This window comes from Ruegeria sp. YTSA135 (assembly GCF_059610165.1).
Map to the genome: position 1 here is coordinate 159,038 of NZ_JBXWNC010000006.1, position 23,216 is coordinate 182,253.

General features: G+C 58.6%; 26 protein-coding genes. 8 read left to right on the plus strand and 18 right to left on the minus strand.

What is annotated here, in order from left to right; all coding sequences use genetic code 11:
• The first annotated feature begins 164 nt into the window (after positions 1 to 164).
• Positions 165 to 1,112, plus strand: a complete 948-nt coding sequence (locus AC2FIT_RS10190; protein ID WP_496829097.1) for a transcriptional regulator GcvA — start codon at positions 165 to 167, stop codon at positions 1,110 to 1,112.
• A complete protein-coding gene (gene yddG / locus AC2FIT_RS10195; protein ID WP_496829099.1) occupies positions 1,109 to 1,975 on the plus strand; it encodes an aromatic amino acid exporter YddG in 867 nt (288 codons plus the stop codon). Before AC2FIT_RS10190 ends, yddG begins: the two co-directional genes overlap by 4 nt.
• On the opposite strand, the gene AC2FIT_RS10200 is transcribed toward yddG, so the two are convergent.
• From AC2FIT_RS10200 to AC2FIT_RS10210, 3 genes are all read right to left on the minus strand, one after another.
• Positions 1,972 to 2,136, minus strand: a complete 165-nt coding sequence (locus tag AC2FIT_RS10200; protein WP_496829101.1) for a YdcH family protein — start codon at positions 2,134 to 2,136, stop codon at positions 1,972 to 1,974. The two genes, yddG and AC2FIT_RS10200, sit on opposite strands and share 4 nt — an antisense overlap.
• Before the next feature lie 121 nt (positions 2,137 to 2,257).
• Positions 2,258 to 3,031: a tRNA1(Val) (adenine(37)-N6)-methyltransferase gene (locus AC2FIT_RS10205; protein WP_496829103.1), complete on the minus strand. Its 774-nt coding sequence runs from the start codon at positions 3,029 to 3,031 to the stop codon at positions 2,258 to 2,260.
• Positions 3,028 to 3,243 (minus strand): putative signal transducing protein, encoded by a 216-nt coding sequence (locus AC2FIT_RS10210; RefSeq protein WP_068338058.1) that lies wholly within the window; start codon positions 3,241 to 3,243, stop codon positions 3,028 to 3,030. Before AC2FIT_RS10210 ends, AC2FIT_RS10205 begins: the two co-directional genes overlap by 4 nt.
• A gap of 56 nt (positions 3,244 to 3,299) precedes the next feature.
• Here AC2FIT_RS10210 and AC2FIT_RS10215 point away from each other — a divergent pair, with 56 nt between their 5' ends.
• Positions 3,300 to 4,298, plus strand: coding sequence for a polyprenyl synthetase family protein (locus AC2FIT_RS10215; protein ID WP_496829105.1), 999 nt, complete (start codon positions 3,300 to 3,302; stop codon positions 4,296 to 4,298).
• Here AC2FIT_RS10215 and AC2FIT_RS10220 read toward each other — a convergent pair.
• The 4 genes from AC2FIT_RS10220 to soxR all read right to left on the minus strand — a co-directional run bounded on the left by AC2FIT_RS10220 (position 4,291) and on the right by soxR (position 9,156).
• Positions 4,291 to 5,112, minus strand: coding sequence for a 4-(cytidine 5'-diphospho)-2-C-methyl-D-erythritol kinase (locus tag AC2FIT_RS10220; protein ID WP_496829107.1), 822 nt, complete (start codon positions 5,110 to 5,112; stop codon positions 4,291 to 4,293). The two genes, AC2FIT_RS10215 and AC2FIT_RS10220, sit on opposite strands and share 8 nt — an antisense overlap.
• Positions 5,102 to 6,760, minus strand: coding sequence for a tetratricopeptide repeat protein (locus AC2FIT_RS10225; protein WP_496829109.1), 1,659 nt, complete (start codon positions 6,758 to 6,760; stop codon positions 5,102 to 5,104). The genes AC2FIT_RS10220 and AC2FIT_RS10225 overlap by 11 nt, the downstream gene beginning before the upstream one ends.
• Before the next feature lie 158 nt (positions 6,761 to 6,918).
• The gene (locus AC2FIT_RS10230) at positions 6,919 to 8,565 is read right to left on the minus strand and encodes an electron transfer flavoprotein-ubiquinone oxidoreductase (RefSeq protein ID WP_496829111.1); all 1,647 of its coding nucleotides are present in this window, start codon (positions 8,563 to 8,565) and stop codon (positions 6,919 to 6,921) included.
• 135 nt (positions 8,566 to 8,700) lie between these two features.
• Positions 8,701 to 9,156 carry a redox-sensitive transcriptional activator SoxR gene (soxR, locus tag AC2FIT_RS10235; protein WP_496829113.1) on the minus strand — a complete coding sequence of 152 codons (456 nt, stop codon included), beginning with the start codon at positions 9,154 to 9,156 and terminating at the stop codon, positions 8,701 to 8,703.
• A gap of 88 nt (positions 9,157 to 9,244) precedes the next feature.
• On the opposite strand from soxR, the gene AC2FIT_RS10240 reads away from it, so the two are divergent.
• The 3 genes from AC2FIT_RS10240 to AC2FIT_RS10250 all read left to right on the plus strand — a co-directional run bounded on the left by AC2FIT_RS10240 (position 9,245) and on the right by AC2FIT_RS10250 (position 11,243).
• The gene (locus tag AC2FIT_RS10240; RefSeq protein WP_496829115.1) at positions 9,245 to 9,625 is read left to right on the plus strand and encodes a VOC family protein; all 381 of its coding nucleotides are present in this window, start codon (positions 9,245 to 9,247) and stop codon (positions 9,623 to 9,625) included.
• 141 nt (positions 9,626 to 9,766) lie between these two features.
• Positions 9,767 to 10,237 (plus strand): transcription elongation factor GreA, encoded by a 471-nt coding sequence (greA, locus tag AC2FIT_RS10245; protein WP_068338048.1) that lies wholly within the window; start codon positions 9,767 to 9,769, stop codon positions 10,235 to 10,237.
• A 13-nt stretch (positions 10,238 to 10,250) separates the two neighbouring features.
• On the plus strand, positions 10,251 to 11,243 hold the full coding sequence (locus tag AC2FIT_RS10250) for a hypothetical protein (RefSeq protein WP_496829118.1): 993 nt from the start codon (positions 10,251 to 10,253) through the stop codon (positions 11,241 to 11,243).
• Here the strand turns inward: AC2FIT_RS10250 and AC2FIT_RS10255 are convergent.
• From AC2FIT_RS10255 to AC2FIT_RS10270, 4 genes are all read right to left on the minus strand, one after another.
• The gene (locus AC2FIT_RS10255) at positions 11,240 to 13,294 is read right to left on the minus strand and encodes a molybdopterin-binding protein (RefSeq protein WP_496829268.1); all 2,055 of its coding nucleotides are present in this window, start codon (positions 13,292 to 13,294) and stop codon (positions 11,240 to 11,242) included. The genes AC2FIT_RS10250 and AC2FIT_RS10255 overlap by 4 nt on opposite strands.
• A 20-nt stretch (positions 13,295 to 13,314) precedes the next feature.
• Positions 13,315 to 13,806, minus strand: a complete 492-nt coding sequence (gene mobB, locus AC2FIT_RS10260) for a molybdopterin-guanine dinucleotide biosynthesis protein B (RefSeq protein WP_496829120.1) — start codon at positions 13,804 to 13,806, stop codon at positions 13,315 to 13,317.
• Positions 13,803 to 14,447, minus strand: coding sequence for a molybdenum cofactor guanylyltransferase MobA (gene mobA, locus AC2FIT_RS10265; protein ID WP_496829122.1), 645 nt, complete (start codon positions 14,445 to 14,447; stop codon positions 13,803 to 13,805). Before mobA ends, mobB begins: the two co-directional genes overlap by 4 nt.
• A 224-nt stretch (positions 14,448 to 14,671) precedes the next feature.
• A complete protein-coding gene (locus tag AC2FIT_RS10270) occupies positions 14,672 to 15,562 on the minus strand; it encodes a formate dehydrogenase accessory sulfurtransferase FdhD (protein WP_496829124.1) in 891 nt (296 codons plus the stop codon).
• A gap of 49 nt (positions 15,563 to 15,611) precedes the next feature.
• Here AC2FIT_RS10270 and AC2FIT_RS10275 point away from each other — a divergent pair, with 49 nt between their 5' ends.
• Positions 15,612 to 16,328, plus strand: a complete 717-nt coding sequence (locus AC2FIT_RS10275; RefSeq protein ID WP_496829126.1) for an AzlC family ABC transporter permease — start codon at positions 15,612 to 15,614, stop codon at positions 16,326 to 16,328.
• Positions 16,325 to 16,657 (plus strand): AzlD domain-containing protein, encoded by a 333-nt coding sequence (locus AC2FIT_RS10280; RefSeq protein WP_496829128.1) that lies wholly within the window; start codon positions 16,325 to 16,327, stop codon positions 16,655 to 16,657. The genes AC2FIT_RS10275 and AC2FIT_RS10280 overlap by 4 nt, the downstream gene beginning before the upstream one ends.
• Here AC2FIT_RS10280 and AC2FIT_RS10285 read toward each other — a convergent pair.
• The 7 genes from AC2FIT_RS10285 to AC2FIT_RS10315 form a co-directional block, all read right to left on the minus strand.
• Positions 16,646 to 17,278 carry a hypothetical protein gene (locus tag AC2FIT_RS10285; RefSeq protein WP_496829130.1) on the minus strand — a complete coding sequence of 211 codons (633 nt, stop codon included), beginning with the start codon at positions 17,276 to 17,278 and terminating at the stop codon, positions 16,646 to 16,648. The two genes, AC2FIT_RS10280 and AC2FIT_RS10285, sit on opposite strands and share 12 nt — an antisense overlap.
• Before the next feature lie 20 nt (positions 17,279 to 17,298).
• Positions 17,299 to 17,433 carry an aa3-type cytochrome c oxidase subunit IV gene (locus tag AC2FIT_RS10290; RefSeq protein WP_496829132.1) on the minus strand — a complete coding sequence of 45 codons (135 nt, stop codon included), beginning with the start codon at positions 17,431 to 17,433 and terminating at the stop codon, positions 17,299 to 17,301.
• A 68-nt stretch (positions 17,434 to 17,501) separates the two neighbouring features.
• Entirely contained in the window at positions 17,502 to 18,062 is a 561-nt protein-coding gene (locus tag AC2FIT_RS10295; protein WP_496829134.1) for a hypothetical protein, read from the minus strand.
• Positions 18,049 to 19,887, minus strand: coding sequence for a glycerophosphodiester phosphodiesterase (locus AC2FIT_RS10300; protein WP_496829136.1), 1,839 nt, complete (start codon positions 19,885 to 19,887; stop codon positions 18,049 to 18,051). The genes AC2FIT_RS10295 and AC2FIT_RS10300 overlap by 14 nt, the downstream gene beginning before the upstream one ends.
• A gap of 64 nt (positions 19,888 to 19,951) precedes the next feature.
• Positions 19,952 to 20,404, minus strand: coding sequence for a DUF6173 family protein (locus AC2FIT_RS10305; RefSeq protein WP_224891474.1), 453 nt, complete (start codon positions 20,402 to 20,404; stop codon positions 19,952 to 19,954).
• Positions 20,405 to 20,408: 4 nt separating this feature from the next.
• Positions 20,409 to 21,455: an MBL fold metallo-hydrolase gene (locus tag AC2FIT_RS10310; RefSeq protein ID WP_496829138.1), complete on the minus strand. Its 1,047-nt coding sequence runs from the start codon at positions 21,453 to 21,455 to the stop codon at positions 20,409 to 20,411.
• Entirely contained in the window at positions 21,455 to 23,158 is a 1,704-nt protein-coding gene (locus AC2FIT_RS10315; RefSeq protein WP_496829140.1) for an acyl-CoA dehydrogenase family protein, read from the minus strand. The genes AC2FIT_RS10310 and AC2FIT_RS10315 overlap by 1 nt, the downstream gene beginning before the upstream one ends.
• Positions 23,159 to 23,216: the final 58 nt, after the last annotated feature.

The following is a 23,216-nucleotide window of genomic DNA, read 5'->3' on the forward strand; positions in this document are numbered from 1 at the left end:
ATGTGCGCGCTGAAAGACGCGAGCCATCGCAGAGTTGCTGGAAACTTCAATCATGACTTTATTCCTTTCAGTTTAATTTTGTTTGACTTGCTTAAAGTATGGGCTGACATTAAAAGGCTGACAAACGAGGTTTCTACGACTTTCGAATAAGAATTTCTTTACTGATGAGCACCTCCCTCCCTCCTCTGACCGCTTTGCGTGCTTTTGATGCAGCTGCACGGCATATGTCCTTCGCGAAGGCGGCTGAGGAATTGCACGTCACCCCTGCGGCCCTGTCGTTTCAGATCAAATCGCTAGAAGAACATCTGGGGCGTCCGCTGTTTCGACGCTTGAATCGCGCGGTTGAGCTGACCGAAGCAGGGCGCGCCCTTGCTCCGGGCGCGGCCGAGGGTTTTGCCGCCTTGCAATCCGCCTGGCAGGCCGCCCGAAGGCAAGGGGATGACACCAACCTCACCGTGACAGCAGGGCCAGCCCTGACGGCGAAATGGCTTGCCCCGCGCCTGTATGAATTCGCAAGAGAACACCCCGAGATTGACCTGAAATTCTCGGCCACCTTGCGGAATATGGATTTGGAACGCGACGATGTAGATGTCGCTATCCGCTTTGGCGATGGCCCTGACGAAGGGCTGTATTCCCTGCCCGTGCGCAAGGAATGGCAAACTCCGGTAATGACACCGAAACTGGCCGCGCAATATCCAACGCCCGACTGCCTTAGGGATGCGCCCTTGATCCATGACGACTCAATTACGTTTCTGCAGCCGCCCTGCGATTGGCCTGCTTGGTTCCGGGCGGTCGGGGTCGATTTCGTCCCCGAGCATGGAGCGCGGTTTTCCAACGCCGATCACGCGATTGATGCCGCCCTTGCGGGCGTTGGGGTGGTGCTGGGCCGCCGCTCGATGATCCTTAAGGACATTATCGAGGGGAGATTAGTTGCGCCCTTTAAGACAGCAATCGAAACCAAAGGCCGATATCGCTTCCTTTGCCTTCCCGGCGCGGAAAAACGGCCCCAGATCGCGGCGTTCAGGGATTGGTTCGTGGCTGAGATCGAAAAAACCGCACATGTATCGGATGACTTCGAAATTATCCCCGTTGAAAAGGTAACAACGCCTTGACCAGAACACAGGCGACAAGCATCGGCTTTGCGGCCGTTTTGCTGTGGTCCTTGCTGGCCCTTTTCACAGTTGGGTCTACCCCAATTCCGCCGCTGTTGCTGAACACTGTTTGCTTTTCAATCGGGGGTACTCTGGGTCTGATCTGGACATGGGCAAGTGGCGGGCTGGGCCAATTGCGCACTGTAGGCTGGCGCATATACCTGTTCGGAACCGTGGGTTTGTTCGGGTATCATGCGCTGTACTTCTCAGCCCTGAGAATGGCCCCGGCGGCCGAGGCTGGGCTGATCGCATATCTCTGGCCGCTGCTCATCGTACTGTTTTCCGGGCTGCTGCCGGGGGAGCATCTGCGTATCGGGCATCTGATCGGCGCGTGCCTGGGTTTTACCGGGGCCGCCGTGATCATTGCCGGGGGCAGCAGCACCGGGTTTCAGGCCGCACATCTGCCGGGTTATGGGCTGGCATTGCTGTGTGCCCTTTTTTGGTCGGGCTACTCTGTCCTGTCGCGCCGATTGGGGCATACGCCAACCAGTTCTGTGGCCGTGTTCTGCATTGCAACGGCCATCGCCTCGGGTGCGTTGCATCTGACCGTGGAAGATACCATTTGGCCGGACAGCGGATATGGCTGGGCCTCGGTCGTGGCGCTGGGTCTGGGGCCGGTGGGGCTGGCGTTTTATGTTTGGGATATCGGGGTGAAGCAGGGGGATATTCAGATTCTGGGCACGGCATCCTACGCGGCGCCGCTTTTGTCGACTCTGGCCCTTGTTGTGGCCGGGATCGCCACCCCGTCTTGGGGATTGGCGATCGCAGCCGTCTTGGTTACAGGCGGCGCTGCTCTTGCAGCGCGGGCAAGTTTGCGTCGTTAATTCGACAAACGCTCGATCTCTTCTTTTAACCTAAGCTTTTGCTTTTTGAGTTGAGCTACGTGGAGATCGTCGATGCCAGGCGAGCGTTGGGCTTGTTCAACTTCAAGACCGAGGGTTTCGTGCTTTTTCTTCAGTTCGGTCAGGTGTGCGCTCACGCTCATGGCGATACTCCTTTGTTGGTGTCTGAGTTTCACGTAAGAATTTGAACACATCGTTTCCACCCTGTCACGCTGCAGGCGCACAGAAATTAAAATAAATCCGACAAATTCGGCTGGTTAATGCCTATTTTGAGAAAAACTGGCTTATCGCGGCGCCGTGACGCAGCACTTCCACGACCTGAGGCGTATAGCTTTCGCCGTCTTTTTCGTGACGCTCACCGGCGTGTAAAATCAATGGGGCGTGCAGACGAAAAGCTGCCTTTCCGCCTTTTCTGGCCCGCAGAATCACCAGTTCAGCAGAGCGACCTGCCCGTGCCGCCAATGGCAGAATTTCGACCGAGCCTAAGCGCCCCGCGCAGCCAGCCAACATGTCTGGCACGCGGTCAGCCTTCTGAATCATGTGTAGATGGCCCCGCGGTGCCAGGCGTCTGGCGGCCGTGTCAAACCACCTGTCCAGCGGTGTAACTTCCCCTAATGCAATTCGCCGTCCGTCATCGGATGCACCACTGTGTGCCCCAGCACGGTAATAGGGTGGATTGGCGATGACATGGTCGAACTGGCGTTGCTTCAAACCCGCAGGAAGGACGCTGAGGTCGGCCTCAACCACTTCTATCGCCAGGTTGTTTTCAGCTGCATTGCGACGCGCAAGATCGGCATAGGGTGCCTGCAACTCCACCCCGACGCCCCGTACACCTGGTACCCGTGTCAGAACACAAAGAATTGCAGCTCCTACGCCGCAGCCAAGTTCCAGCACCGTGTGCGAGGACGTTGCCGGAACCGCAGCCGCCAGAAGCACTGGATCAACCCCTGCACGATAACCCGCACGCGGTTGCCACAGGCGCAAACGCCCGTTCAGAAAATCATTACAGGTCAGATCATTATCGGCGAACCGGCTCATCGGCCCAGCGGGATGTCATTGTCGCGCATGACCCGCTCTGCACGGGAAAGATCGTCGGTTCGCACCATCAGGCGGCGCGGGAAGATGCCAATTCCACCTTCGAGGATGCTCATATTTACGTCCATCTGAAAGCAGTCTATATCCTCACCCTCGAGAAGGGCAGAAGCAAAGGCCAGGATCGTCGGATCGGTGCTGCGCAAAAGTTCTTTCATGGGGATGGATGTAAGGGCAAGGTGCGCTGAAAGTCGAGCCTTGTATCAGGAGTGTGATGGATACCGACACGATCACGAAACCGCATGAGCGTCTTGCGGATCTTCTGACCAGCGAAATGGATGCGGTCAACACGCTGATCCGCACGCGTATGGCTTCGGAACATGCGCCGCGCATTCCCGAAGTGACCGCGCATCTGGTCGAGGCTGGCGGCAAGCGTCTGCGCCCAATGCTGACTTTGGCGACGGCGCGCTTGTTCGGCTACTCGGGCGACCACCACATACGTCTGGCTGCGACGGTTGAATTCATTCACACGGCGACACTGTTACATGACGACGTCGTGGACGAGAGCGCCCAGCGGCGCGGGCGTCCTACCGCTAACCTTTTGTGGGACAATAAATCCAGTGTTCTTGTCGGCGATTACCTGTTCTCCCGCAGCTTCCAATTGATGGTTGAAACCGGATCGCTGCGCGTTTTGGACATTCTGGCAAATGCGTCGGCCACAATTGCCGAAGGCGAAGTGCTGCAGATGACTGCAGCCACCGATCTGGGCACGGATGAGGCTGTCTATTTGCAAGTCGTGCGCGGCAAGACGGCAGCCCTGTTTTCAGCAGCAACCGAGGTGGGTGGCGTCATCGCCGGGGCGTCAGAGGATCAGGTCAAGGCTCTGTTTGAATATGGTGACGCCCTGGGCATCGCGTTCCAGATCGCTGATGATCTTCTGGACTATCAGGGTGATAGCCAAACTACCGGCAAGAATGTCGGGGATGATTTCCGCGAGCGTAAGTTGACGTTGCCGGTGATAAAGGCCGTAGCGCAAGCGACACCGGACGAATATGCCTTTTGGGAACGCACCATAAGCAGGGGGCGTCAGGACGAAGGCGACCTGGACCATGCACTGGGCCTGATGGAAAAGTATGGCACGCTCGATGCCACAAGGTCAGACGCATTCAATTGGGCCGACAAAGCGAAAGCGGCGCTGCAGGCACTGCCAGATCACGAAATCCGCACGCTACTGCGTGATCTGGCTGATTACGTGGTCGCGCGCCTTAATTAAGCTGCGCCGCGCGGCACCACCAGTTCGGGTGTGCTGCACCAATCTCGTAAGCTGCGAAATGCGCATCTTTCATCGTGGGATACAGCGCGAAGCACGTTGACCCCGATCCTGACATGCGGGCCAGCAGGGCGTGTTTCGTGTCGGACAACGCCTCAAGCACGCGGGCCACGTCAGGCGCTAACCCCGTCGTCGGCGGCTCAAGATCGTTGCGTTGATGCCGAAGCCATTCGGCACAATCCGCCGGGGTCTCAAATAACGGGATTTCCATGGGCATCGGCGGATTTTCCCGGCTTTCGAGGGCTGAGAACACCGCGCCTGTCGGGATCTCGACACCCGGATTGACCAGCAAGGCGGGCAATTGCGGTAACGAGATGGGGTCAAGCCGCTCGCCGATGCCTCGCATCCGGGCTGCCCGCGCCAGCCAGCAGACCGGGACGTCCGCACCAAGTGACAACGCCGCCTCCGACGAGACGGACGCACCCTGATCTGCCGCCATCCGCAGGGTCGCGGCAGCGTCGGATGACCCCCCACCGATACCACCGCCATGGGGCAGCACTTTTTTCAGGACGATATGCCCGGTCCAACCTGCGGCTTCGGCTGCTTTCCAAACAAGGTTCCGGCCGTCCACTGGCACCCCGGCTGCATGTTCCCCAATCACAGCCATCGACAAATCGGGACCCGGTGAGAATTCCAAGGTGTCACCGACATTGGCAAACACCACGAGCGAATCCAGCTCATGATACCCATTGGCCTGTTGACCGGTAACGTGCAGGGTCAGGTTTACCTTAGCGGGCGCAAAGGCCTTAGTTGCCATTTGCAACCTTCAAAGGGTCGGCGCCTTCTTCGGCCAGAACCGCGTCCAGCCCAACTTCCAGCTTGCGGCGAATGCGTTCCGGGTCGGCCTCGCCATCCGCATCAGCAGGATCGATGAACGAGAGGGCGCGTTTCCACTGAAATTCCGCTTCACGCGCGCGACCCACAGCCCAATACACATCACCCAGATGGTCGTTTACCACCGGATCGACCGGCATCAACTCGACCGCGCGCTCCATATGTTCGACCGCCTCAGCATACCGCCCCAGACGAAACAGGACCCAGCCAAGACTATCGACGATGTAGCCACTGTCAGGCCGCGCGGCGACGGCACGTTCGATCATGTCCAACGCCTCATCCAGCTTTTCCTGCCGTTCGACCAGCGAATAGCCAAGATAATTGAGCACTTGCGGCTGGTCCGGGTTCAGCTCAAGCGCGCGGCGGAAATCTGCTTCGGCCTCGTCCCATTGCTTGAGCCGCTCATGTGAGATTCCACGCGCATAATGCAGGAACCAATTGCCGCCCGAGGTGTCTTCGGTCAATTCGATAGCACGGTTGTATGACGCAACAGCGCTTGAGTATTCCTCTTGCTGGCGCTGCAGGTCCGCCAATGCGACATGCACACTGGGTAGGTTCGGGTTCTGGCTGGCCAGCGATTGCAGTACTTCGGCAGCGGCGTCCTTTTTGCCCGACCGGCTCAGAACTTCGGCCCGCCCAAGTTCAGCGACGTGATAATCATTACTGCTTGCAGGCACCATTCGATAAACTTCCACCGCCAGATCGTATTGCTCTAGCGCATCCAAAAGCTCGGCACTCAGCAGGATGGCGTCCACGTGGTCGGGGCGCAGAAAAACGGCAGTGCGCACGAACAACAGAACATAGTTCTGCGCTGCTTCGTTGCTTAGTGCGGCACCGACGGTAAAGAACACCTCGGCCATGCCATCCTGCGCGTTTTGGACGTGGGTGAACGGCAGCCTGTCACCAGCGGTCAAGCGGGCCAGATAGCTTTCGATGGATGGATCGCTGCCCGCGGTGAAAACGTCATTCAGAAACTGCAGCGCATCATCGTTGCGGTCCAGTTGCGACAGGACTTCGGCCCTGGCCAAAGCCGCGCGGCGCGAAAAGCGGGCGACCGCATTGTTGTTTGCGGCAAAAACCTCTTCCGCACCCTCGAAATCGCCAACCGAGGCTAACGCCAACGCCTTGTGATACATTGCAAAATCGCGCAGCCCGTCTTCGGTCGAAACCGCGTCAAACTGCTCCATCGCGCTGGTCATAGCGCCGCGACCCATATGCGCCCAGCCTTGCATCAGCCCGTCGACCAACGGTCCGACACCCTGTGTTTCGGGGTCCCGGGCCAGCAATTCGTCCAGTTTATCGTCTGCCACCAGATTGGCTGCAATCGCCATGCGGGCTGCCTGGCTATTCAGGCCGATATTCTCGATCACCTGCGCCACGGGAAGGGCGCGTTTTACCTCACCCAGGGCCAGCCGGGCGACAACAACGCTTTCCAAAAGCGTGGGGTTTTCAGGATCGGCTTTCAGAGCCTGCGCATAGAACTTCTCGGCGGCCGCATAATCATTTTGGAAAACCGCCTGACGACCCGCCAGATAGGCGCCAGACCCTGTGTCCGCCACAGCCGGAAACATAAATGACGAGATGAAAAGTGCTGCGACTGTTGCGCGACGAGCCAGAGAAAACACCAAAATACTGCCTTGTTAGTCTTATCTGCGAAACAAGCTAGGGCTTTGGCGGACAAGAGGCAATGGCGCAGCCTTCACGACGCCGCCACTGCCCGGTTTTCTGCTTACATGTTGGGATAATTCGGCCCATCCCCTCCCTGCGGCGTGGTCCAGGTGATGTTCTGGCTGGGGTCCTTGATGTCACAGGTCTTGCAGTGAACACAGTTCTGAAAGTTGATCACAAACCGCGGATCACCGTCATCTTCGACCACCTCGTACACACCTGCCGGACAATAGCGCTGTGCCGGTTCATCGAACTTGGGCAGGTTGACTTTCACGGGGACCTCGGGGTCAGCCAGTCTAAGGTGGCAAGGCTGGCTTTCTTCGTGGTTCGTCATCGCGAAAGAGACATTGGTCAGACGGTCGAATGACAGCGTGCCATCGGGTTTTGGATAGTCGATGGGCTGATGCTTGCTGGCATCCTCGGTTGCTTCGGCGTCATTCTTACCGTGGCCCAATGTGCCCAGCAGCGAAAAGCCCAGCGTATTGGTCCACATATCCATGCCACCCAACACCAGCGAGGCGGTCAGGCCATATTTCGACCACAGCGGTTTGACGTTGCGGACCTTTTTGAGGTCAGCGCCAATAGCTCCGGTGCGCACGTCGGTCTCATACGCGGACAGCTCATCACCAGACCGGTCCGCCTTGATGGCATCATAGGCAGCCTCCGCTGCGGCTTTACCCGACAGCATCGCGTTGTGATTGCCCTTGATGCGCGGAACGTTAACCATACCCGCCGAACACCCCAGCAACGCCACACCCGGCGCAACCAGTTTTGGCATCGACTGATAGCCACCCTCGGTGATCGCCCGCGCACCATAGGCCACGCGCTTACCGCCCTTGAGCAGCTCGGCCACCATCGGGTGATGCTTGAACCGCTGGAATTCCATGTAGGGATAAAGGTAGGGGTTCTTGTAGTTCAGGTGAACCACAAAGCCGACATAGACCTGATTGTTCTCAAGATGATAGATGAACGACCCACCGCCGGCGTTGCTGCCCAGAGGCCAGCCCATGGTATGCGTGACCGTGCCTTCCTTGTGCTTGGCCGGGTCGATTTCCCAGATCTCTTTCATGCCGACGCCATATTTCTGCGGCTCTTTCCCGGCAGACAGGTCATACTGGGCAATCACTTCTTTGGACAACGATCCGCGGACACCTTCCGACAGGAACACGTACTTGCCGTGCAGTTCCATGCCCGGCTCGGTATTCGGACCGATCGAGCCGTCGGCCTCAAGCCCGAACACACCTGCGACGACGCCTTTGACCTCGCCATTGTCGCCGTACACAAGCTCCGAGCACGCCATGCCGGGGAAGATTTCCACACCCAGTTCCTCGGCCTGCTCTGCCATCCAGCGGCAGACATTTCCCATCGAGACAATATAATTGCCGTGGTTGTTCATCAGCGGTGGCATAGGGAAGTTCGGGATGCGGATTTGGCCCGCTTCGCCCAGCATGTAAAAATTATCTTCGTTCACCGGCACGTTCAACGGCGCGCCTTTTTCCTTCCAATCGGGGATCAGGGCATCCAGTCCACAAGGGTCAAGCACTGCGCCAGACAGGATATGCGCGCCCACTTCCGAACCCTTCTCAAGAACAACGACGTTCAGATCGGCATCCAGCTGCTTCAAACGGATGGCCGCAGACAGGCCTGCAGGGCCTGCACCCACGATCACCACGTCATATTCCATCGCTTCGCGTTCAATTTCGGCCATCGCGGGCTCCCTAGCTAACTTTCCGAATTGGCGCTTTTCACGCGCGGTCGGCGCAATTTTGTTTCACGGCTGATTACATGCTCTGAAAGACCTTGGTCAATCTAAACACGGCGTAACATTGCTGCTATGCGGCAGTTATGTCTCTGGCGCGTCGCCCAATAGATACCTGGGGCCGCTGCCTTTAGACTTGGCGCGGTCATCGGGGTTGTAAAGTGCGCATTTGGGCAGGCTCAGGCAGCCACAGCCGATGCACCCGTCCAAATTGTCACGTAACCGCGTCAGGGCAGCGATTCGCTGATCAAGGTGAGCGCGCAACTTTACACTGATATCCTTCCAGTCCTGCGGTGTCGGCGTGCGATTTCCGGGCAGACCGGTCAGAACTTTACGGATTTCCGGCAGTGACAAGCCGAACTGTTGGGCAATAATGATGAAGCTCAGTCGCCGGATGTCTGCGCGCTGGTACCTTCTTTGCCCACCGGCATTGCGCCAAGGCGCGATCAGCCCCTGCGCCTCATAGTATCGAATGGCCGAAACAGCCAATCCCGTTCGCTTTGCCAATGCGCCGATTGCCAGCCCCTCGGATACTGCCATTTCATCCCCCAATAAATACCTTGACCTCAAGTGAGGTTTAGAAATTACGGTGAGTCGGGACAAGCCTCAAGACGGAAAAGGAGATCCCATGATGGCAACGCTTGAACACACCAATTTCACGGTCCGCGATCCACAGGCCTCGGCCGCGTGGATGCATAAGGTTTTTGGGTGGAAAACACGCTGGGAAGGCCCGGCCATTGCGGGCGGCTACACCGTGCATGTGGGCAGCGCGCATACCTATCTTGCGCTCTATGCGCCCAGCGCCCCAAAGCCTTCCGGCGAAAGCAGCTATGACATCATCGGCGGGCTGAACCATGTGGGTGTTCTGGTCGAAGACATCGACGCCACCGAACAGAAAGTGAAAGACGCAGGTTTTGTTCCCAAGTCCCACGCGGACTATGAACCCGGCAAACGGTTCTATTTCGACGATGACAATGGCATCGAATTCGAGGTCATAAGTTACAACTAGGCCGTATTCCGCGCGTTGCGCTTTCAAGCCCTCTTGCAATTCGCACTGCATTTGGGTCAGGTATTTAGCAACCCAACACATCGCCCCGACGCTTACCTTTTGCGGCGGGGCGCATCAATTTATGCGTGGACGGACAAGAACATGGAAAAGATTCCAATGACGCCTGCGGGCAATGCCGCGCTTGCGGCGGAACTGAAAAACCTGAAATCCGTTGAACGCCCTGCGATCATCGAAGCCATCGCAACGGCACGCGAACTGGGCGACCTCAAGGAAAACGCGGAATATCATTCGGCCCGCGAAAAGCAGGGCTTTATCGAGGGCCGCATCAAAGAGCTGGAAGGCATCCTTTCGCTGGCGGATGTGATCGATCCAGCCAAGCTGTCCGGTGCAATCAAATTCGGTGCCAAGGTAACGCTTGTCGATGAGGACACGGACGAGGAAAAGACCTGGCAGATCGTTGGTGAATATGAGGCCAACATCGAAAACGGCTTGCTGAACATCAGGTCCCCAATCGCCCGCGCGCTGATCGGCAAAGAAGAGGGCGACAGTGTCGAGGTGCGCACCCCCGGCGGTGTGCGGGCCTACGAAATCCTGACGATCGAGTACGTCTGACCGGAGTGCTCCTATGTCCGAGCCCACGCCCGAGCACGAACCTGAGCGCAAAACATCGCTGGGCATTTATGACAGGCCATCACGTCCGTCCGTAACCGGGATCGAGATCGTGGCGATAGCACTCAGCCTTCTGTGGCTGATTATATCGGTTGTATTCCTGGTGCTGCCTGACAAGGTTCAGGGCGGTGGCTTTGTGGTGACTTTGCTGGCGGTGTTCATGCCGGTAGCGATGGTCTGGGTCGCCGCCACGGCCATGCGAGCCAGCCGCGTCATGCGTGAAGAAAGCGAACGTTTGCAAACCGCGATTGACGCAATCCGCCAGGCGTATGTGGTGCAACAGCAACGCGCCGCCAGTTCCTATGAGCCGGCGGTCAGCAAAAAGCTGGACGAAATCGCCGAGACCGCAAAAAAGACCGAAACTGCGCTGGCCACGTTTTCCACCAAACGCACGGACCCTCCGCGCATACCCGAACCGCAAATCAAAGGCGATCAGACGTCTTTGGAACTGGGCACACAGGCCGAAGATATCGCACCGCCGCTGAGCACCGAGGTTTTCATTCGCGCGTTGAACTTCCCGGAAACGCAGGACGATTCCGAAGGGTTCGATGCCCTGCGTCTGGCGCTGAAGGATCGAAAGACTGCGCAATTGGTGCAGGCTTCGCAGGATGTTCTGACCCTGCTGAGCCAAGAAGGTATCTATATGGACGACCTGCGCCCTGACATGGCACGCCCAGAAATCTGGCGGCAGTTCGCACAGGGTGCGCGTGGCCGCTCGGTCGCGGCGCTTGGAGGGATTCGCGACCGATCCTCGCTGGCGCTGACGGCGGCCCGGATGAAGCAGGACCCGATCTTCCGCGATGCCGCGCATCATTTCCTGCGCCGCTTCGACCACATGATCGTCGATTTTGAGCCCGAGGCTAGTGACTCTGACCTGACCGCGTTGGGGGAAACCCGCACCGCACGGGCGTTCATGTTGCTGGGACGCGTTGCAGGGACCTTCGACTAAAGCCCAAAACTGCTGTAGGGGATGAACCGGACCAGTTCGCCCGGCTTGATGTGGCGCGCGCCGTCTTCGATTTCAACCAGCCCCTCGGCCCAGCTGAGGCCACTGATCCGGCCCGATCCTTCGGAGGCAAACACCTCGGCCCGGCCATCCCTGACACGGGCACGCAGATATTCGCGGCGCCCCGGTTTCTTTCGTTTTTCAAATGCGGCGGGCAGGTCGAACCCCTGCGGTTCTTGCCACCCCTCACCCGCCATCAGGCCCAGCGCGGGGCGCGCAAAAATCAGCGTGCAGACCATGGCCGCGACCGGGTTTCCGGGCAGGCCGAAAACTGGCACCCCTTCCCACATACCCAGTGCCAGAGGACGCCCCGGTTTCAGCGCGATCCTCCATTCCTGCATCGCGCCCGCCTCTCGCAGCAGGGCTGAGACGTGATCCTCATCCCCAGCCGAGGCACCGCCGCTGGTCAGGATCACATCCGCTTGTTCTGCAGCGCTGTTCAACCGGTCGCGCAACGTTTCCCGGTCGTCCGGCACACGCCCCAAATCCACCGCTTGAAACCCCATGCGATCCATTAGCGCAATCAACATGGGGCGGTTTGCATCGTATATCTGACCCGGGCTTGCGGTCCCTCCGGGTTCGATTAACTCGTCTCCGGTGGACAGAACCGCGACGCGCAATGGCTTGCGCACCTGCACGTCGGCACCCCCCGTCGCAGACAGCAGCGCCAGATCGGCTGGCGTCAACCTGCGCCCGGCCGTCAGAACCAAATCGCCCTCTGCCACGTCCTCACCTGCCCGGCGGGTGTTGGCACCCTGTTTCAGCGGGCCGTGAAAGGCGATGTGATTGTCCTGCACGGTTACATCTTCTTCCAGTATAACTGTATCCACACCTGCTGGCAGAGCTGCCCCTGTCAAAACGCGCAGCGCCTGACCACCCGGCACCACCCCATCGAAAGGGATACCGGCCGCCGCACGCCCGTCACACAACGGCATGACCTGCGCGCCCTCTGGTGCGGCACCGGCAAAACCGTATCCATCCACGGCCGTGTTGGGCTGCGGTGGATTTGAACGATTGGCAAAAACATCTTCGGCCAGAATGCGCCCGCTGACCTGCATTGCCGGCAGGCTTTCTGCTGCCGTCACCACCGTTAAGCGTTCGCGCAATAGGCCCAGCGCTTCGTCAACCGGCGTCCAGTTTATCCCCGCTGGCAAGGCAAAACAGTCATTGCGCAAAGGGGGCGGCGCGATATTCGGTTTGCGTTGTGACACTCCCAAAATCCAACCTTCCTCTGCTGCGCTGACATTCAGGTGCCGCGCCAAATCCTGTATCGGCATGCCCGCCAGCGACAGCGCGACCTGCTCGACCTGCCAAGCATCTTTTATCCGGCCTTCCGGTGCGGTCCCGAGGGTGAGCGAGGGCCAGATTTCCACGAACGCAACCGGAGTGTCCAGCACCTCGAACGGCCAAACCGCGACCTTTCCGGCAAAAGTGCGGCGCAGACGGGTCAGCACGGGCAGTCCAGTCATCATCTGACCGCCTACCGCACCAGCCCCGCCCATCTGCCAGCAGCTAAAGCTGCCCTTGGCTTCCGGCGCCAACTCCACGCTGCGTCGCTCGGGAAACGGGGAGTGATAGTCGGCTTTGGTCTTCGGCAGACCGTCAATCTCACGCTTGAGACCATTGAACCAAAACGGTCCCTTACCGCCAAAAAGGCGGTTGATCTCCCCGGCCAGATCGAACCTGTTATTTGCTCTTGGCGAATCCTCGATCCGGTGTTCAAACCATTCCCATAGTCCAAGCGGATCGTCCGATCCGGTCAGAGCGCGGGCAAAACCTTTGGGATAACCGAAAGGAAAATCAAACCCCAGACACAGCCGCCGTTCCGCTTCAATCTCAGTTGTAATCAGATCGTGCAGCCATTGCTCTGCCAACTTACGGTTTCTGAAATAGGTTGGCCCTTCGTCCACTTTGCCCTGTCGCACGACACAGACCCAGATCGCATCCTTGCGCGGCCGGGGGCCGGTGTCGTTTCCACTGGACCAGTCGACCATGGCAAAACTGTCGAACCCGATCACAAACCAACCTCATGCAAAATGAACTCTGCAATGGCCGGAGTGTCATTCAGGTCAAAAACAGGAAGGTCCAGTTCCAGCGGTGTATCACTGGCAACAGCGTGGATGGTGGAGTTTTCGGGCGCGATCAGAGGATTGTTGGCCTCGGCCCGAAACGCCTCGACCTTGGGGTGAGCTTCACGTTTAAACCCTTCGATCAGAACCAGATCCACGGGCAAAAGGCGCGCCAATAGTTCGTCCAGCGTAGGTTCGGCAGCGCCCCGCAGTTCTTGCATGATCGCGACACGTTGGCCCGAGGCCAAAAGAACCTCGGACGCCCCGGCGGCCCGGTGACGATAGCTGTCGGTGCCGGGCTGATCGACGTCAACGCTGTGATGGGCGTGTTTCACGGTCGAGACGGTAAATCCGCGCCCGGTGATCTCGGCCACCAATCTCTCCATCAAGCCGGTTTTGCCCGCGTTTTTCCAACCGGTGACGCCATAAACCCTCATGCCTGCTCCAACAGTTTTTTCGCCAGCGCCAAATCCTCGGGCGTATTGACGTTAAAAAACGGATCAAACGGTTCGGCTGAAAACAAGGCCTCGCGCCCGTTGTGCCGATCAGTCCACAACACGACCTTGCGCAGCCCGTCGTTCAGTGCCGCGCGCAGATCGTCGCGCAGCGCCACGGGCCAAAGTCCGAATGTCGGGTGACGATTGACGCCTCGGCCCCCACCGGATTTCAGCGCCTCATCCGCGCGGCGCGGCGTGGTCGCAAGCACCAGCGGGTGATCCTGCGCTTCAGCGGCTTGGCATAGACGCGCCACCAAATCACGCGGGAAAAACGGAGTGTCGGCCGCAGCGGTCACGATGCGATCTGCCCCCTGCGAATGAGCCCAGTCGAGACCGGCGAGAACCCCTGCCAGAGGACCCGCATACCCTTCAATACTGTCTGGCACCACCGGAAGGCCCAATTCACGGAACCGCGCCGGATCGCCATTTGCGTTCAGCGCCAAACCCTCCACCTGAGGGGCCAAACGGTCGACAACGTGGCTCAGCAAGCTGTGACCACCGATCTGCAACAGGCCTTTGTCTCCGCCCCCCATGCGGGTGGCCAGACCGCCTGCGAGTATGACGCCAAGAGGTTTGGTCATTCCTGCACCTTCATGCTGCGCGACGAGAAATCTGTCACTCGCGTGTTGTAGATCGAACTTAATCCAATTGGAACGCAGGTGGATAAACGTGGTGCAGGACAAACAGCCACAGTTTCGAGGGCCCTATAACTTTCCCGCTTGGTCAGAAGCACCGCCAGTATCAGCGCAACAAGGTTGATCAGTTCCACAAAGCCCTCAGATCATCGCGTTTCAACGATGGAGTTTCAAACCCGAGAGCTTTTCCTGCGGTGCTTTTTGTCTTCAACCGCGATGCTCGCGGGGTCGGCGTCGCGCAGCAATCGGTCTTCACCCGACAAACACACGAACCGCTGCCCGCGCATACGGCCAATCAGGGTCAGGCCAACCTCGCGCGCGATCTCGACACCCCAGGCGGTAAAACCGGACCGGGACGCCAGAACCGGGATGCCCATCATCGCGGTCTTGATCACCATTTCCGAGGTCAGACGGCCAGTGGTATAAAGGATTTTGTCATCCGCCGCCGCGCCTTCGGACAGCATCCAACCGGCGATCTTGTCGACCGCGTTGTGACGGCCCACATCTTCCATATAGACCAGTGGCCGGTTTTCATGGCACAGGACCGTACCGTGAATTGCACCTGCCTCAAGATACAATGAAGGTGTTCGATTGATCTTTGCCGCAAGATCATACAGCCACGAGGTTCGCACCTGAACTTGCGGCAGGCGAACGCCCTCTAGCCCCTCCATCATATCACCGAAAACTGTACCGACCGCGCAACCGCTGGTGCGGGTCTTTTTCTTTAGCTTGTCCTCGTAAGAGGTCTCGCGCGCGGTGCGGACCACGACAGTTTCAAGATCATCGTCGTAGTCGACGCGGGTAATTTCGTCATCCGCCAACAGCATGCCCTGATTGCGCAGGAAACCCAGCGCCAGGTATTCCGGGTAATCGCCAATCGTCATCGCAGTCACGATTTCCTGCGCGTTGAGGAAGATCGTCAGGGGCCGCTCTTCCACGACCGAGATCCGGCTGACCGCGCCATTCTGGTCTACGCCCTCAACCGCGCGGGTCAGACGCTCCGCGCCGGGATCGGGGGCGATGACGTAATCCGAGGCATCTATTTCCTTAGCCAATTGCAACCCTCTTCCAAGACCGATACTGCTGCGGCCAACACCATAGGATCAAGACATGGCAAGCACCACATCCAAGTCATACTATTGGAAGGGTTTTCGCGACGGCACCCCGTTTATCTTCGTCGCTATCCCCTTCGGTACCCTGTTTGGGGTCTTTGCAACCGAAACCGGGCTGACCATCGTTCAGACGATGGCATTCACTGCCACCGTTTTTGCCGGGGCCGCGCAGTTCGCGGCGCTGCAATTGCTGCAGGACAATACGCCCACCGTGATCATTCTGGCGTCGGCACTGGCGGTAAATCTGCGCATGGCAATGTATTCAGCCTCACTTACGCCTTACCTTGGGGCGGCACCGTTATGGCAAAGGGCATTCGCCGCTTATCTGATCGTGGACCAGTCCTATGCCTGCAGCATCGTTCGGTTCGAGAAAGAGCCACAGATGACCATGCCCCAACGCATGGCCTACTTCTTTGGCTCGGTCACACCGATCACACCATTGTGGATGTTGGCCACGTTTCTGGGAGCGGTGCTGGGTACGCAAATCCCCGAAAGCTGGGCGCTGGATTTCGCGCTGCCGATCACTTTTCTGGCCATGATTGGCCCGATGCTGCGCACCATGCCTCATGTCATTACGGCACTCGTGGCGATCACCGTGTCGCTGTTGACGGTTGCTGTGCCTTATAACCTTGGTCTGCTGATCGCAGGATGCGCGGGCATGATGGCCGGGGCACAGGCTGAATTGTGGACGCTTAAAAAAGAAGCATTGTCATGAGTTCTGTCGACACAGTCACCATGTGGGTCATCATCGTCGGGCTGGCGCTTGGCAGTTACGGACTGCGGTTCCTGTTTATCGGGCTGGTCGGCGACCGTCCTATGCCGCCATGGGTTCTGCGCCATCTTCGTTATACTGCGGTGGCGATCCTGCCTGCATTGATTGCCCCGCTGGTGGTCTGGCCAACCGCAACCGAGGGTCAACCGGACACCAGCCGCATGGCTGCGGCCACGGTTGCGCTGGTTGTCGGGTTGATCACGAAGAACGTGCTTGCGGCAATCTTTACCGGTGCTGGTACGTTGTATGGGTTGCTGTACCTATTGGGATGATGTCGCGTCCAACTCATTGAGACGGGCGTTGTTAAATGCCAGCCCCTGTTGCAAGTCGGCGTCGTCGAATTCTCGGTACTCTGCAGTTTCGACACCCGGCAACTGCGCGAACTGGTCAGACAGACTGATGGGGTAAAACGTGGTCCCGATTCGCTCGAAGCCGGGGACTTGCTGCAAAAGCTGTGCGGTAGAATTTGCGCAGAATGCGCCTGCCACTGGCCCCATTTGCTTGGCCAGTTGCAAAGCGAGTTCGGCCTGTTGCGGAGAGACTTCTACCGTCTGGATACGCGCATAGTGCGTTTCCCGCGCGTGGCTGCTGCGATAGGCACGTTCCACGGCCGGGGTAATCCCATACAGCACATCGTTCTTCACCGGAACGATATCCGCCCGGAACGATCCTGCCGGGTCAAAAATTACGCGTTCGCTGCCGCTGATCATAAGCGACGTGTGCGCGCCCGACCCAGTTCGGGTATTGATCATTGTGTAAAGCGTCAGCGTTGACGGACCCGGGTCCCGGTAGGATCGGGCTGAAATCTCGGACTGATCCGCCTGTGGCCGCTGCGATCCGGTGCATCCAGCCACAGTCACCGCCAACAGGCAGACAAGCAAAATCCTGATCACGGTCTACCCCGTTTTTTCAGTTAAGAGGCAAAGACCGCCAGAAACAGGCAGAGGATGGCAATTGCGACCACACACCACGTGATGGCCTTGACAAACCCGTTGAAGGTTTTGGTTTGAACGTTGATGTCCATGTTGCCGTGCTTGTGTTCAACCATGAGAAAAAGATTCCTAGTTCGCGTGTTTGAAGTGTTGAATAATCGAAAATCCGAAGGCTGTCACCACGTCATTCGGGCGCAGGGGCCAGCGGTCCGAGTACCGAGCACCCAGGATATCCGAACCCCCATCGCCATGGCAGGCCGGAACACGGGCCACCGCCCAAACGGACCGCTGCGAACATTGCCTCGGCAGTAAGGGAATGAGCGGTCCGAATCTGGTCGGGCGTCATGTCATAGCGCTCGGCATAGTCTTCGGCATAGTCCTCGCCGTGCTGTTTGACGCAGTTGAGCAGGGCATCGTCTGCTGCCATGCGCGCCTCAAAACTGTCATCGGCCTGCGACGCCCCGCCTGCATTGTGATAGGCGCGGTCATGTGTCACGCAGCAGTATTCCCAAGGGGGATGCGCCTCATACAGCGCGCGGAACTTTGGGAAGGTCTCGGCCACAAAGCGCCAACTGGTAGACAGACCGCCGGAACACCCGTCCGTTTCAAAAGGAATCGGAGCGGCCTCACCCTTTTGCGCAAACAAAGCGCGATGCGCTGGCATCTCAATCGTGCGCATAAAATCCTGCGCCAAAGCCGGTGCAGCCGTCAGCATTACAGCAACCACCAGGCTATGGGCTTGCATCGCGCATTGCCTGTGTATCGACGGACATACCGAAGGTGGTCGCAAGCCACAGAAGCAACCGCTCTGCCGGACCCATTCCCGCTCGCACCCGTAAAACCTCGTTGGCCATCGCCGGGCGGTCAGTGATCAGACCATCCACGCCCATTGAGGCCATGGCTGACATCTGCAGGGGGTCGTTGACGGTCCAGACGTAAATGTCCTTTCCTGCTTGTTGAACCGAGCGCACAAGCCTTGGCGTCGCCATCGCAGCGTTGACGGCCACAAAATCGCCTTCCAGCCCGGTCAGGTCACCAATGGCCGTTGCTGCCAGAACACCAGCGCGCCAATCGGGACGGATGGACTTCATCTTTTGCACGGCCGGATATTTCAGCGACATGGTGGCAATGTCGTCCTGCATCCCTATCTCTTCGACAAGGGCCGCGACGCGGTTTTCCAGATCGACATCGTGGCCGTAATACTTCAGCTCAATTATGACCTTGGATTTCCCTTTCGCGGCCTCAAGCACGTCGCGCAGCGTCGGCGTCCGTTCCTCGGCGTATTCGGGGCCGTACCAGCTACCGATATCGATCTGGGCGATGTCTTCCATCGTCGCATCCCAAACCTTGAGATCAACACCTGCCAGCTTCATGAAATCACTGTCATGGGCTACGATAACCACATCATCCGCCGTTTCTTGCACATCGATTTCGACCCAATCCGCGCCATCCTCGATCGCCTTGCGTACGGATGCCATCGTGTTTTCGGGCCGCAGTGCGGCAGCCCCCCGGTGACCGATGACCTCGGCACGGTCCGGTGCCTGTATGCGCTCCAGCAAGTGCTGCCCGAACCAACCCCCAATCAGCAAAGCAGCCAGTGCCAAGCCAACCGCCGTAAACAACTGTGTCTGCAGGCGGCGCGGCTCGGGGTGCGGGGGTTCTGATGTTTTAATCTCAAAGAAACCGTCCAGCAGTATCGCCAAAGCCCCAAGGGCAGTGGCGGCCAGAATCAATCCGGCCAACGTCCAAAGCCCAGCAATCACCAAAAAGTATGTCAGCGCCAAACGCAGGTGATTGGTGCCTTGCAGCGGCACAAAATCGAAAAGCATTCCTGCCACCCAAGCGATCAGGGCCGCGATCACAAGCCGTACGATCAACCACACAGCCAGTTCGACTTTCAGACGCCCGCGCTTACCCTCCATCCGAAGCGCGCTGATGTGGAAAGCACTTGCAGGGTGGACGTTTTCGAACAGCACCAGATGCAACGACAGCGCCCAAGCCGAAAGGCGCCTGATCAGCACCCAAGCCATCACCAGAAGCACCGCGCCAATCAGTACGACGGCCACCCAGAAGGATGGCGGGTGGAACGTGAGGTAGTAATTGATATCGTATTCAGTCAGCGTCCACCACGCGATCACCGCAGCCACAACGGCAAATGGCAGCACCAACACCAGAATACGCAGCACAAATCGTACCGCAAAACCAAAAAGCGACGGCAATCGGGACAAGATCAGACCGATGGCAGAGCTGCCAGCGCGCCACGGGTCACGGTCTTTCATTCGCAACGACCCAGCCATGACGGAAAAGACAAACACCTCGGCCAGAAGAAACAGGCTGAGAACCACAACGGCGGCAACAAACCCGGCAGGTGACAGGATGAACGCGGCGATGGCCTGATCGGTGACAGCGGTCTGGTTCGACAGCAACACCGCAAGGTTGACCGTGATCGCCACACCCGGCGCGATCAAGGCGATCAACAACAGACGCATAACAAGATAGATGGGCACGAACACGCGGCGACGTGCCCACGCACCCTTATAGGCGGTTGAAACGGTTGTAAAACTGGACACGTGAGGCCCCCTGGAATGACTAACTCATTCAAGTCTGCGAAGACGTGAATTGCAAGTCAGCGGATCAGGTTTCTTCCAAATCCGCCGCCAGCCGGAACCCGATGCGATTGGCGGGCTTGTCCTGAACGGATTTGGGCAATGCGCGCAGCATCACGTTCAACTGGCTGACATGCTGCACCAACTGGGTCCGTGCCCCGGTCGCGTCCGAGCCGTAAAATGTGATGATATCGGGATCAAAATACCCCATCCCTTCGATCCGCATCACACCGGCGTCACCCCCGGTAAATCCCATGGCGACCTCGTGATCTGCGTCCAGTGTCTTTTCGAAGTTCTGAATGTAGAGGATCAGCCGCTCATAAGCCCATTGTGCCGGGCTTTTGCTGGCGACAGGTTTTTTCAATTGTCCGGGCAGATCCTTTGCACCGGATTCGGCGTTCGGGCTTGCATGCACTTCATAGCACCGAGGCAAGGCCGCAGCCTCTGCAGCTTCGGCCGACGTTTCGATTTTGTCCTGCATCGCTCTACCTTTTGCGCTGAAATTCCCACGCCCCATCCGCGCGCCGTGTGCGGGTGACAATTCCAATGTGGTAGAGATGATTCAGGTGTGCAACCGCTTCGACCAGCGCAAGCCCATACTCCCCTTCGCCGATCTGGCGTTTGAACAGAGGGGTAAAACACGCGGCCGCGGTTTTGGGTGTGTCCAGAAAATCCTGTAACCGCTCCAACGCGCTATGATGATTTTCGATCAGCTGCTTCATCCGGATAGGAAGACCGGTGAAGGGCAGCTTATGCCCGCCCAGTGCCAGTTGTTCAGGCCGGGCCAGTTCTTTCAACCGTTCACAGGCTTCTAGCCATTCAGCCACTGGATCCGCCATCGGTTCAGTGACATAGACCCCCAGATTGGGGCTGATTGAGCTGAGGATCTGGTCGCCCGTGATCACCAGATCATCGTCGCGGCTCCAGAATGTAGCATGTTCCGGGGCATGGCCGTTGCCCATGTGCACGTCCCAATCCCGCCCGCCCATACGGATCACGCTGCCCTGTTTGATCCGGGTAAACCCCAACGGCATCGGGTAAACGGTGTCACAGAAGTTGAATGGCCGCTGCGTCATCCGTTTGGCCAGGAATTCAGCATCCATCCCGGCACTGCGATAGTAATCCAGAGTTTCCTGCGGCCAGCTTTCCTGCACATCCAGTTGCAACATGCGCGCGAACAGCCACGCCGTGCGGGTTGTGACCAGTTCCGCTCCATGCTCGGACTGGAACCATCCCGCATTGCCGATATGGTCGGGATGGTGATGCGTTACGACAATCCGGGTGATCGGCTTGCCACCCAAAGGCCCAGCCATCAGCGACTCCCAGATCCGGCGTGTCTTTTTGGAAGACATCCCCGTATCGATCACCGTCCATCCATCACCGTCGTCCAGCGCAAAGACATTGACGTGGTCCAGTGCCATGGGCAGCGGCAAGCGCATCCACAGCACACCTTGGGCTATCTCAACCGCCTCACCCTCTGCCGGAGGGTCAGGCCACGGGTATCGGATCGCCAAGGGGGTATTTCCGTCCATTACGCTGCCAGTTCCTCAACGCTGAGTGCATATAGGTCATCCGCACCATTCTGCACCTGTACCAGCAGACCGGTATGTTCCGGCAGCAGCGCATTGATGTAGTAACGCGCCAGTTTAAAGCGCGGACCACTGGGATCGGTCAGCGCCGCCTTTAGGTGATAGTGCGCGCCCAGAACACGGGCAAAGGCGTGCAGATAGGGCACCGCACCAGCGAACCGCGCGTTCATGTCAGACTGTGCCACGATCCACTCGGTTGTTTCGCGCAGGCTCTCGGTGGCCTCCCAAACCGGGCCAGCCAGATCCGGCATAGTGGCACGAGCCTGTTCGGCGTGGTCCTCGATCTCATCCAGAAGGCGCGAGGCGGCCTCCCCCCCATCCATCATCTTGCGTGCAACAAGGTCCATGGCCTGAACGCCGTTGGTGCCCTCGTAAATCGCCGTCACGCGGACATCACGGTAGTATTGCGCAGCGCCGGTTTCTTCAACAAACCCCATGCCGCCGTGAACCTGCACGCCGGTCTCAGCCACGCGTATCCCTGTCTCTGTCCCGAAGGCCTTGCAGATCGGCGTCAGCAATGCGGCCCTGGCCTTCCATTCGGCATCCCCAGTGGCATTCGCCATATCAATCGCAGCCGCATTGGCCAGCATGATGGCACGCGCGGCAAAGGTATCGGCGCGCATGCCCATTAGCATCCGACGCACATCCGCATGGTCCACAATTGTACCCGAGGGCGTCTTGCCCTGCTTGCGCTCCATCGCATAGGCCAGCGCGTGCTGATAGGCACCTTCGGCTGCGCCCACGCCCTGACCGCCCACACCAAGACGGGCATTGTTCATCATCGTAAACATCGCGGCCATACCGCCATGTTCCTCGCCCACAAGCCAACCCTTGGCCCCGTCATACTGCATCACGCAGGTCGGCGAACCATGCAGGCCCATCTTATGCTCGACCGAGACAACCTTCAGATCGTTGGCCACACCCGGGTTGCCATTCTCATCGGGCAGGAACTTCGGCACCAGAAACAGCGAGATCCCTTTGGTTCCGGGCACCCCATCGGGCAGGCGTGCCAGCACAAGGTGGCAGACATTTTCTGTGAAATCATTATCGCCCCACGAGATAAAGATTTTCTGCCCTGTCACGGAATAGGTCCCGTCTTCGTTTGCTTCGGCCTTCGTGGTCAGAGCCCCAACATCCGAGCCCGCGCCCGCCTCGGTCAGGTTCATCGTGCCGGCCCACTCACCCGACATCATCTTGGGCAGGTAAAGCGCCTTCAACGCGTCACTTGCGTGGTGTTCCAGTGCCTCGATCTGTCCCTGGGTCATCAGCGGTGCAAGTTGTAAGGACAAGCAGGCCGCCGACATCATCTCATTCACCGCCGTGGTCAGAGTCATCGGCAGGCCCATGCCGCCATATTCCGGGTCGCCGCTCATGCCGACCCAACCGCCTTCGGCAATTGCCTTCCAGCCGTCAGCATAGCCCGGAGATGTTCGCATCACACCGTTTTCCAGACGCGCAGGCTCAAGATCACCCGGACGCTGCAAGGGGGCCATAACCTCTTCGCTCAATTTGCCTGCCTCTGCCAGGATCGCGCTGACCACATCTTCACTGGCGTCCGAGAATTTTTCGGTCGCCGCGATCTGATCGAATCCCACAACGTGGCGGAACAACACTTCGTAGTCGGAGATGGGGGCACGGTATGGCATGTCTTCCCTCGGGTTTGTTTGGCGTGTTTTCGCGGTTGGGGTTGGAAAATCCAACACT

Coding starts and splice junctions, on each gene's coding strand:
- AC2FIT_RS10295 (WP_496829134.1), bottom strand. CDS start 18,062: ATGCAAGCCCATAGCCTGGTGGTTGCTGTAATGCTGACGGCTGCACCG.
- AC2FIT_RS10215 (WP_496829105.1), top strand. CDS start 3,300: ATGGATACCGACACGATCACGAAACCGCATGAGCGTCTTGCGGATCTT.
- AC2FIT_RS10250 (WP_496829118.1), top strand. CDS start 10,251: ATGTCCGAGCCCACGCCCGAGCACGAACCTGAGCGCAAAACATCGCTG.
- AC2FIT_RS10225 (WP_496829109.1), bottom strand. CDS start 6,760: ATGTTTCCGGCTGTGGCGGACACAGGGTCTGGCGCCTATCTGGCGGGT.
- AC2FIT_RS10220 (WP_496829107.1), bottom strand. CDS start 5,112: ATGGCAACTAAGGCCTTTGCGCCCGCTAAGGTAAACCTGACCCTGCAC.
- soxR (WP_496829113.1), bottom strand. CDS start 9,156: ATGGCAGTATCCGAGGGGCTGGCAATCGGCGCATTGGCAAAGCGAACG.
- AC2FIT_RS10290 (WP_496829132.1), bottom strand. CDS start 17,433: ATGGTTGAACACAAGCACGGCAACATGGACATCAACGTTCAAACCAAA.
- AC2FIT_RS10230 (WP_496829111.1), bottom strand. CDS start 8,565: ATGGCCGAAATTGAACGCGAAGCGATGGAATATGACGTGGTGATCGTG.
- AC2FIT_RS10200 (WP_496829101.1), bottom strand. CDS start 2,136: ATGAGCGTGAGCGCACACCTGACCGAACTGAAGAAAAAGCACGAAACC.
- AC2FIT_RS10305 (WP_224891474.1), bottom strand. CDS start 20,404: ATGCAGGACAAAATCGAAACGTCGGCCGAAGCTGCAGAGGCTGCGGCC.
- AC2FIT_RS10310 (WP_496829138.1), bottom strand. CDS start 21,455: ATGGACGGAAATACCCCCTTGGCGATCCGATACCCGTGGCCTGACCCT.
- AC2FIT_RS10255 (WP_496829268.1), bottom strand. CDS start 13,294: ATGGTCGACTGGTCCAGTGGAAACGACACCGGCCCCCGGCCGCGCAAG.
- mobA (WP_496829122.1), bottom strand. CDS start 14,447: ATGACCAAACCTCTTGGCGTCATACTCGCAGGCGGTCTGGCCACCCGC.
- AC2FIT_RS10240 (WP_496829115.1), top strand. CDS start 9,245: ATGATGGCAACGCTTGAACACACCAATTTCACGGTCCGCGATCCACAG.
- mobB (WP_496829120.1), bottom strand. CDS start 13,806: ATGAGGGTTTATGGCGTCACCGGTTGGAAAAACGCGGGCAAAACCGGC.
- AC2FIT_RS10275 (WP_496829126.1), top strand. CDS start 15,612: ATGGCAAGCACCACATCCAAGTCATACTATTGGAAGGGTTTTCGCGAC.
- greA (WP_068338048.1), top strand. CDS start 9,767: ATGGAAAAGATTCCAATGACGCCTGCGGGCAATGCCGCGCTTGCGGCG.
- AC2FIT_RS10205 (WP_496829103.1), bottom strand. CDS start 3,031: ATGAGCCGGTTCGCCGATAATGATCTGACCTGTAATGATTTTCTGAAC.
- AC2FIT_RS10315 (WP_496829140.1), bottom strand. CDS start 23,158: ATGCCATACCGTGCCCCCATCTCCGACTACGAAGTGTTGTTCCGCCAC.
- AC2FIT_RS10280 (WP_496829128.1), top strand. CDS start 16,325: ATGAGTTCTGTCGACACAGTCACCATGTGGGTCATCATCGTCGGGCTG.
- AC2FIT_RS10190 (WP_496829097.1), top strand. CDS start 165: ATGAGCACCTCCCTCCCTCCTCTGACCGCTTTGCGTGCTTTTGATGCA.
- AC2FIT_RS10210 (WP_068338058.1), bottom strand. CDS start 3,243: ATGAAAGAACTTTTGCGCAGCACCGATCCGACGATCCTGGCCTTTGCT.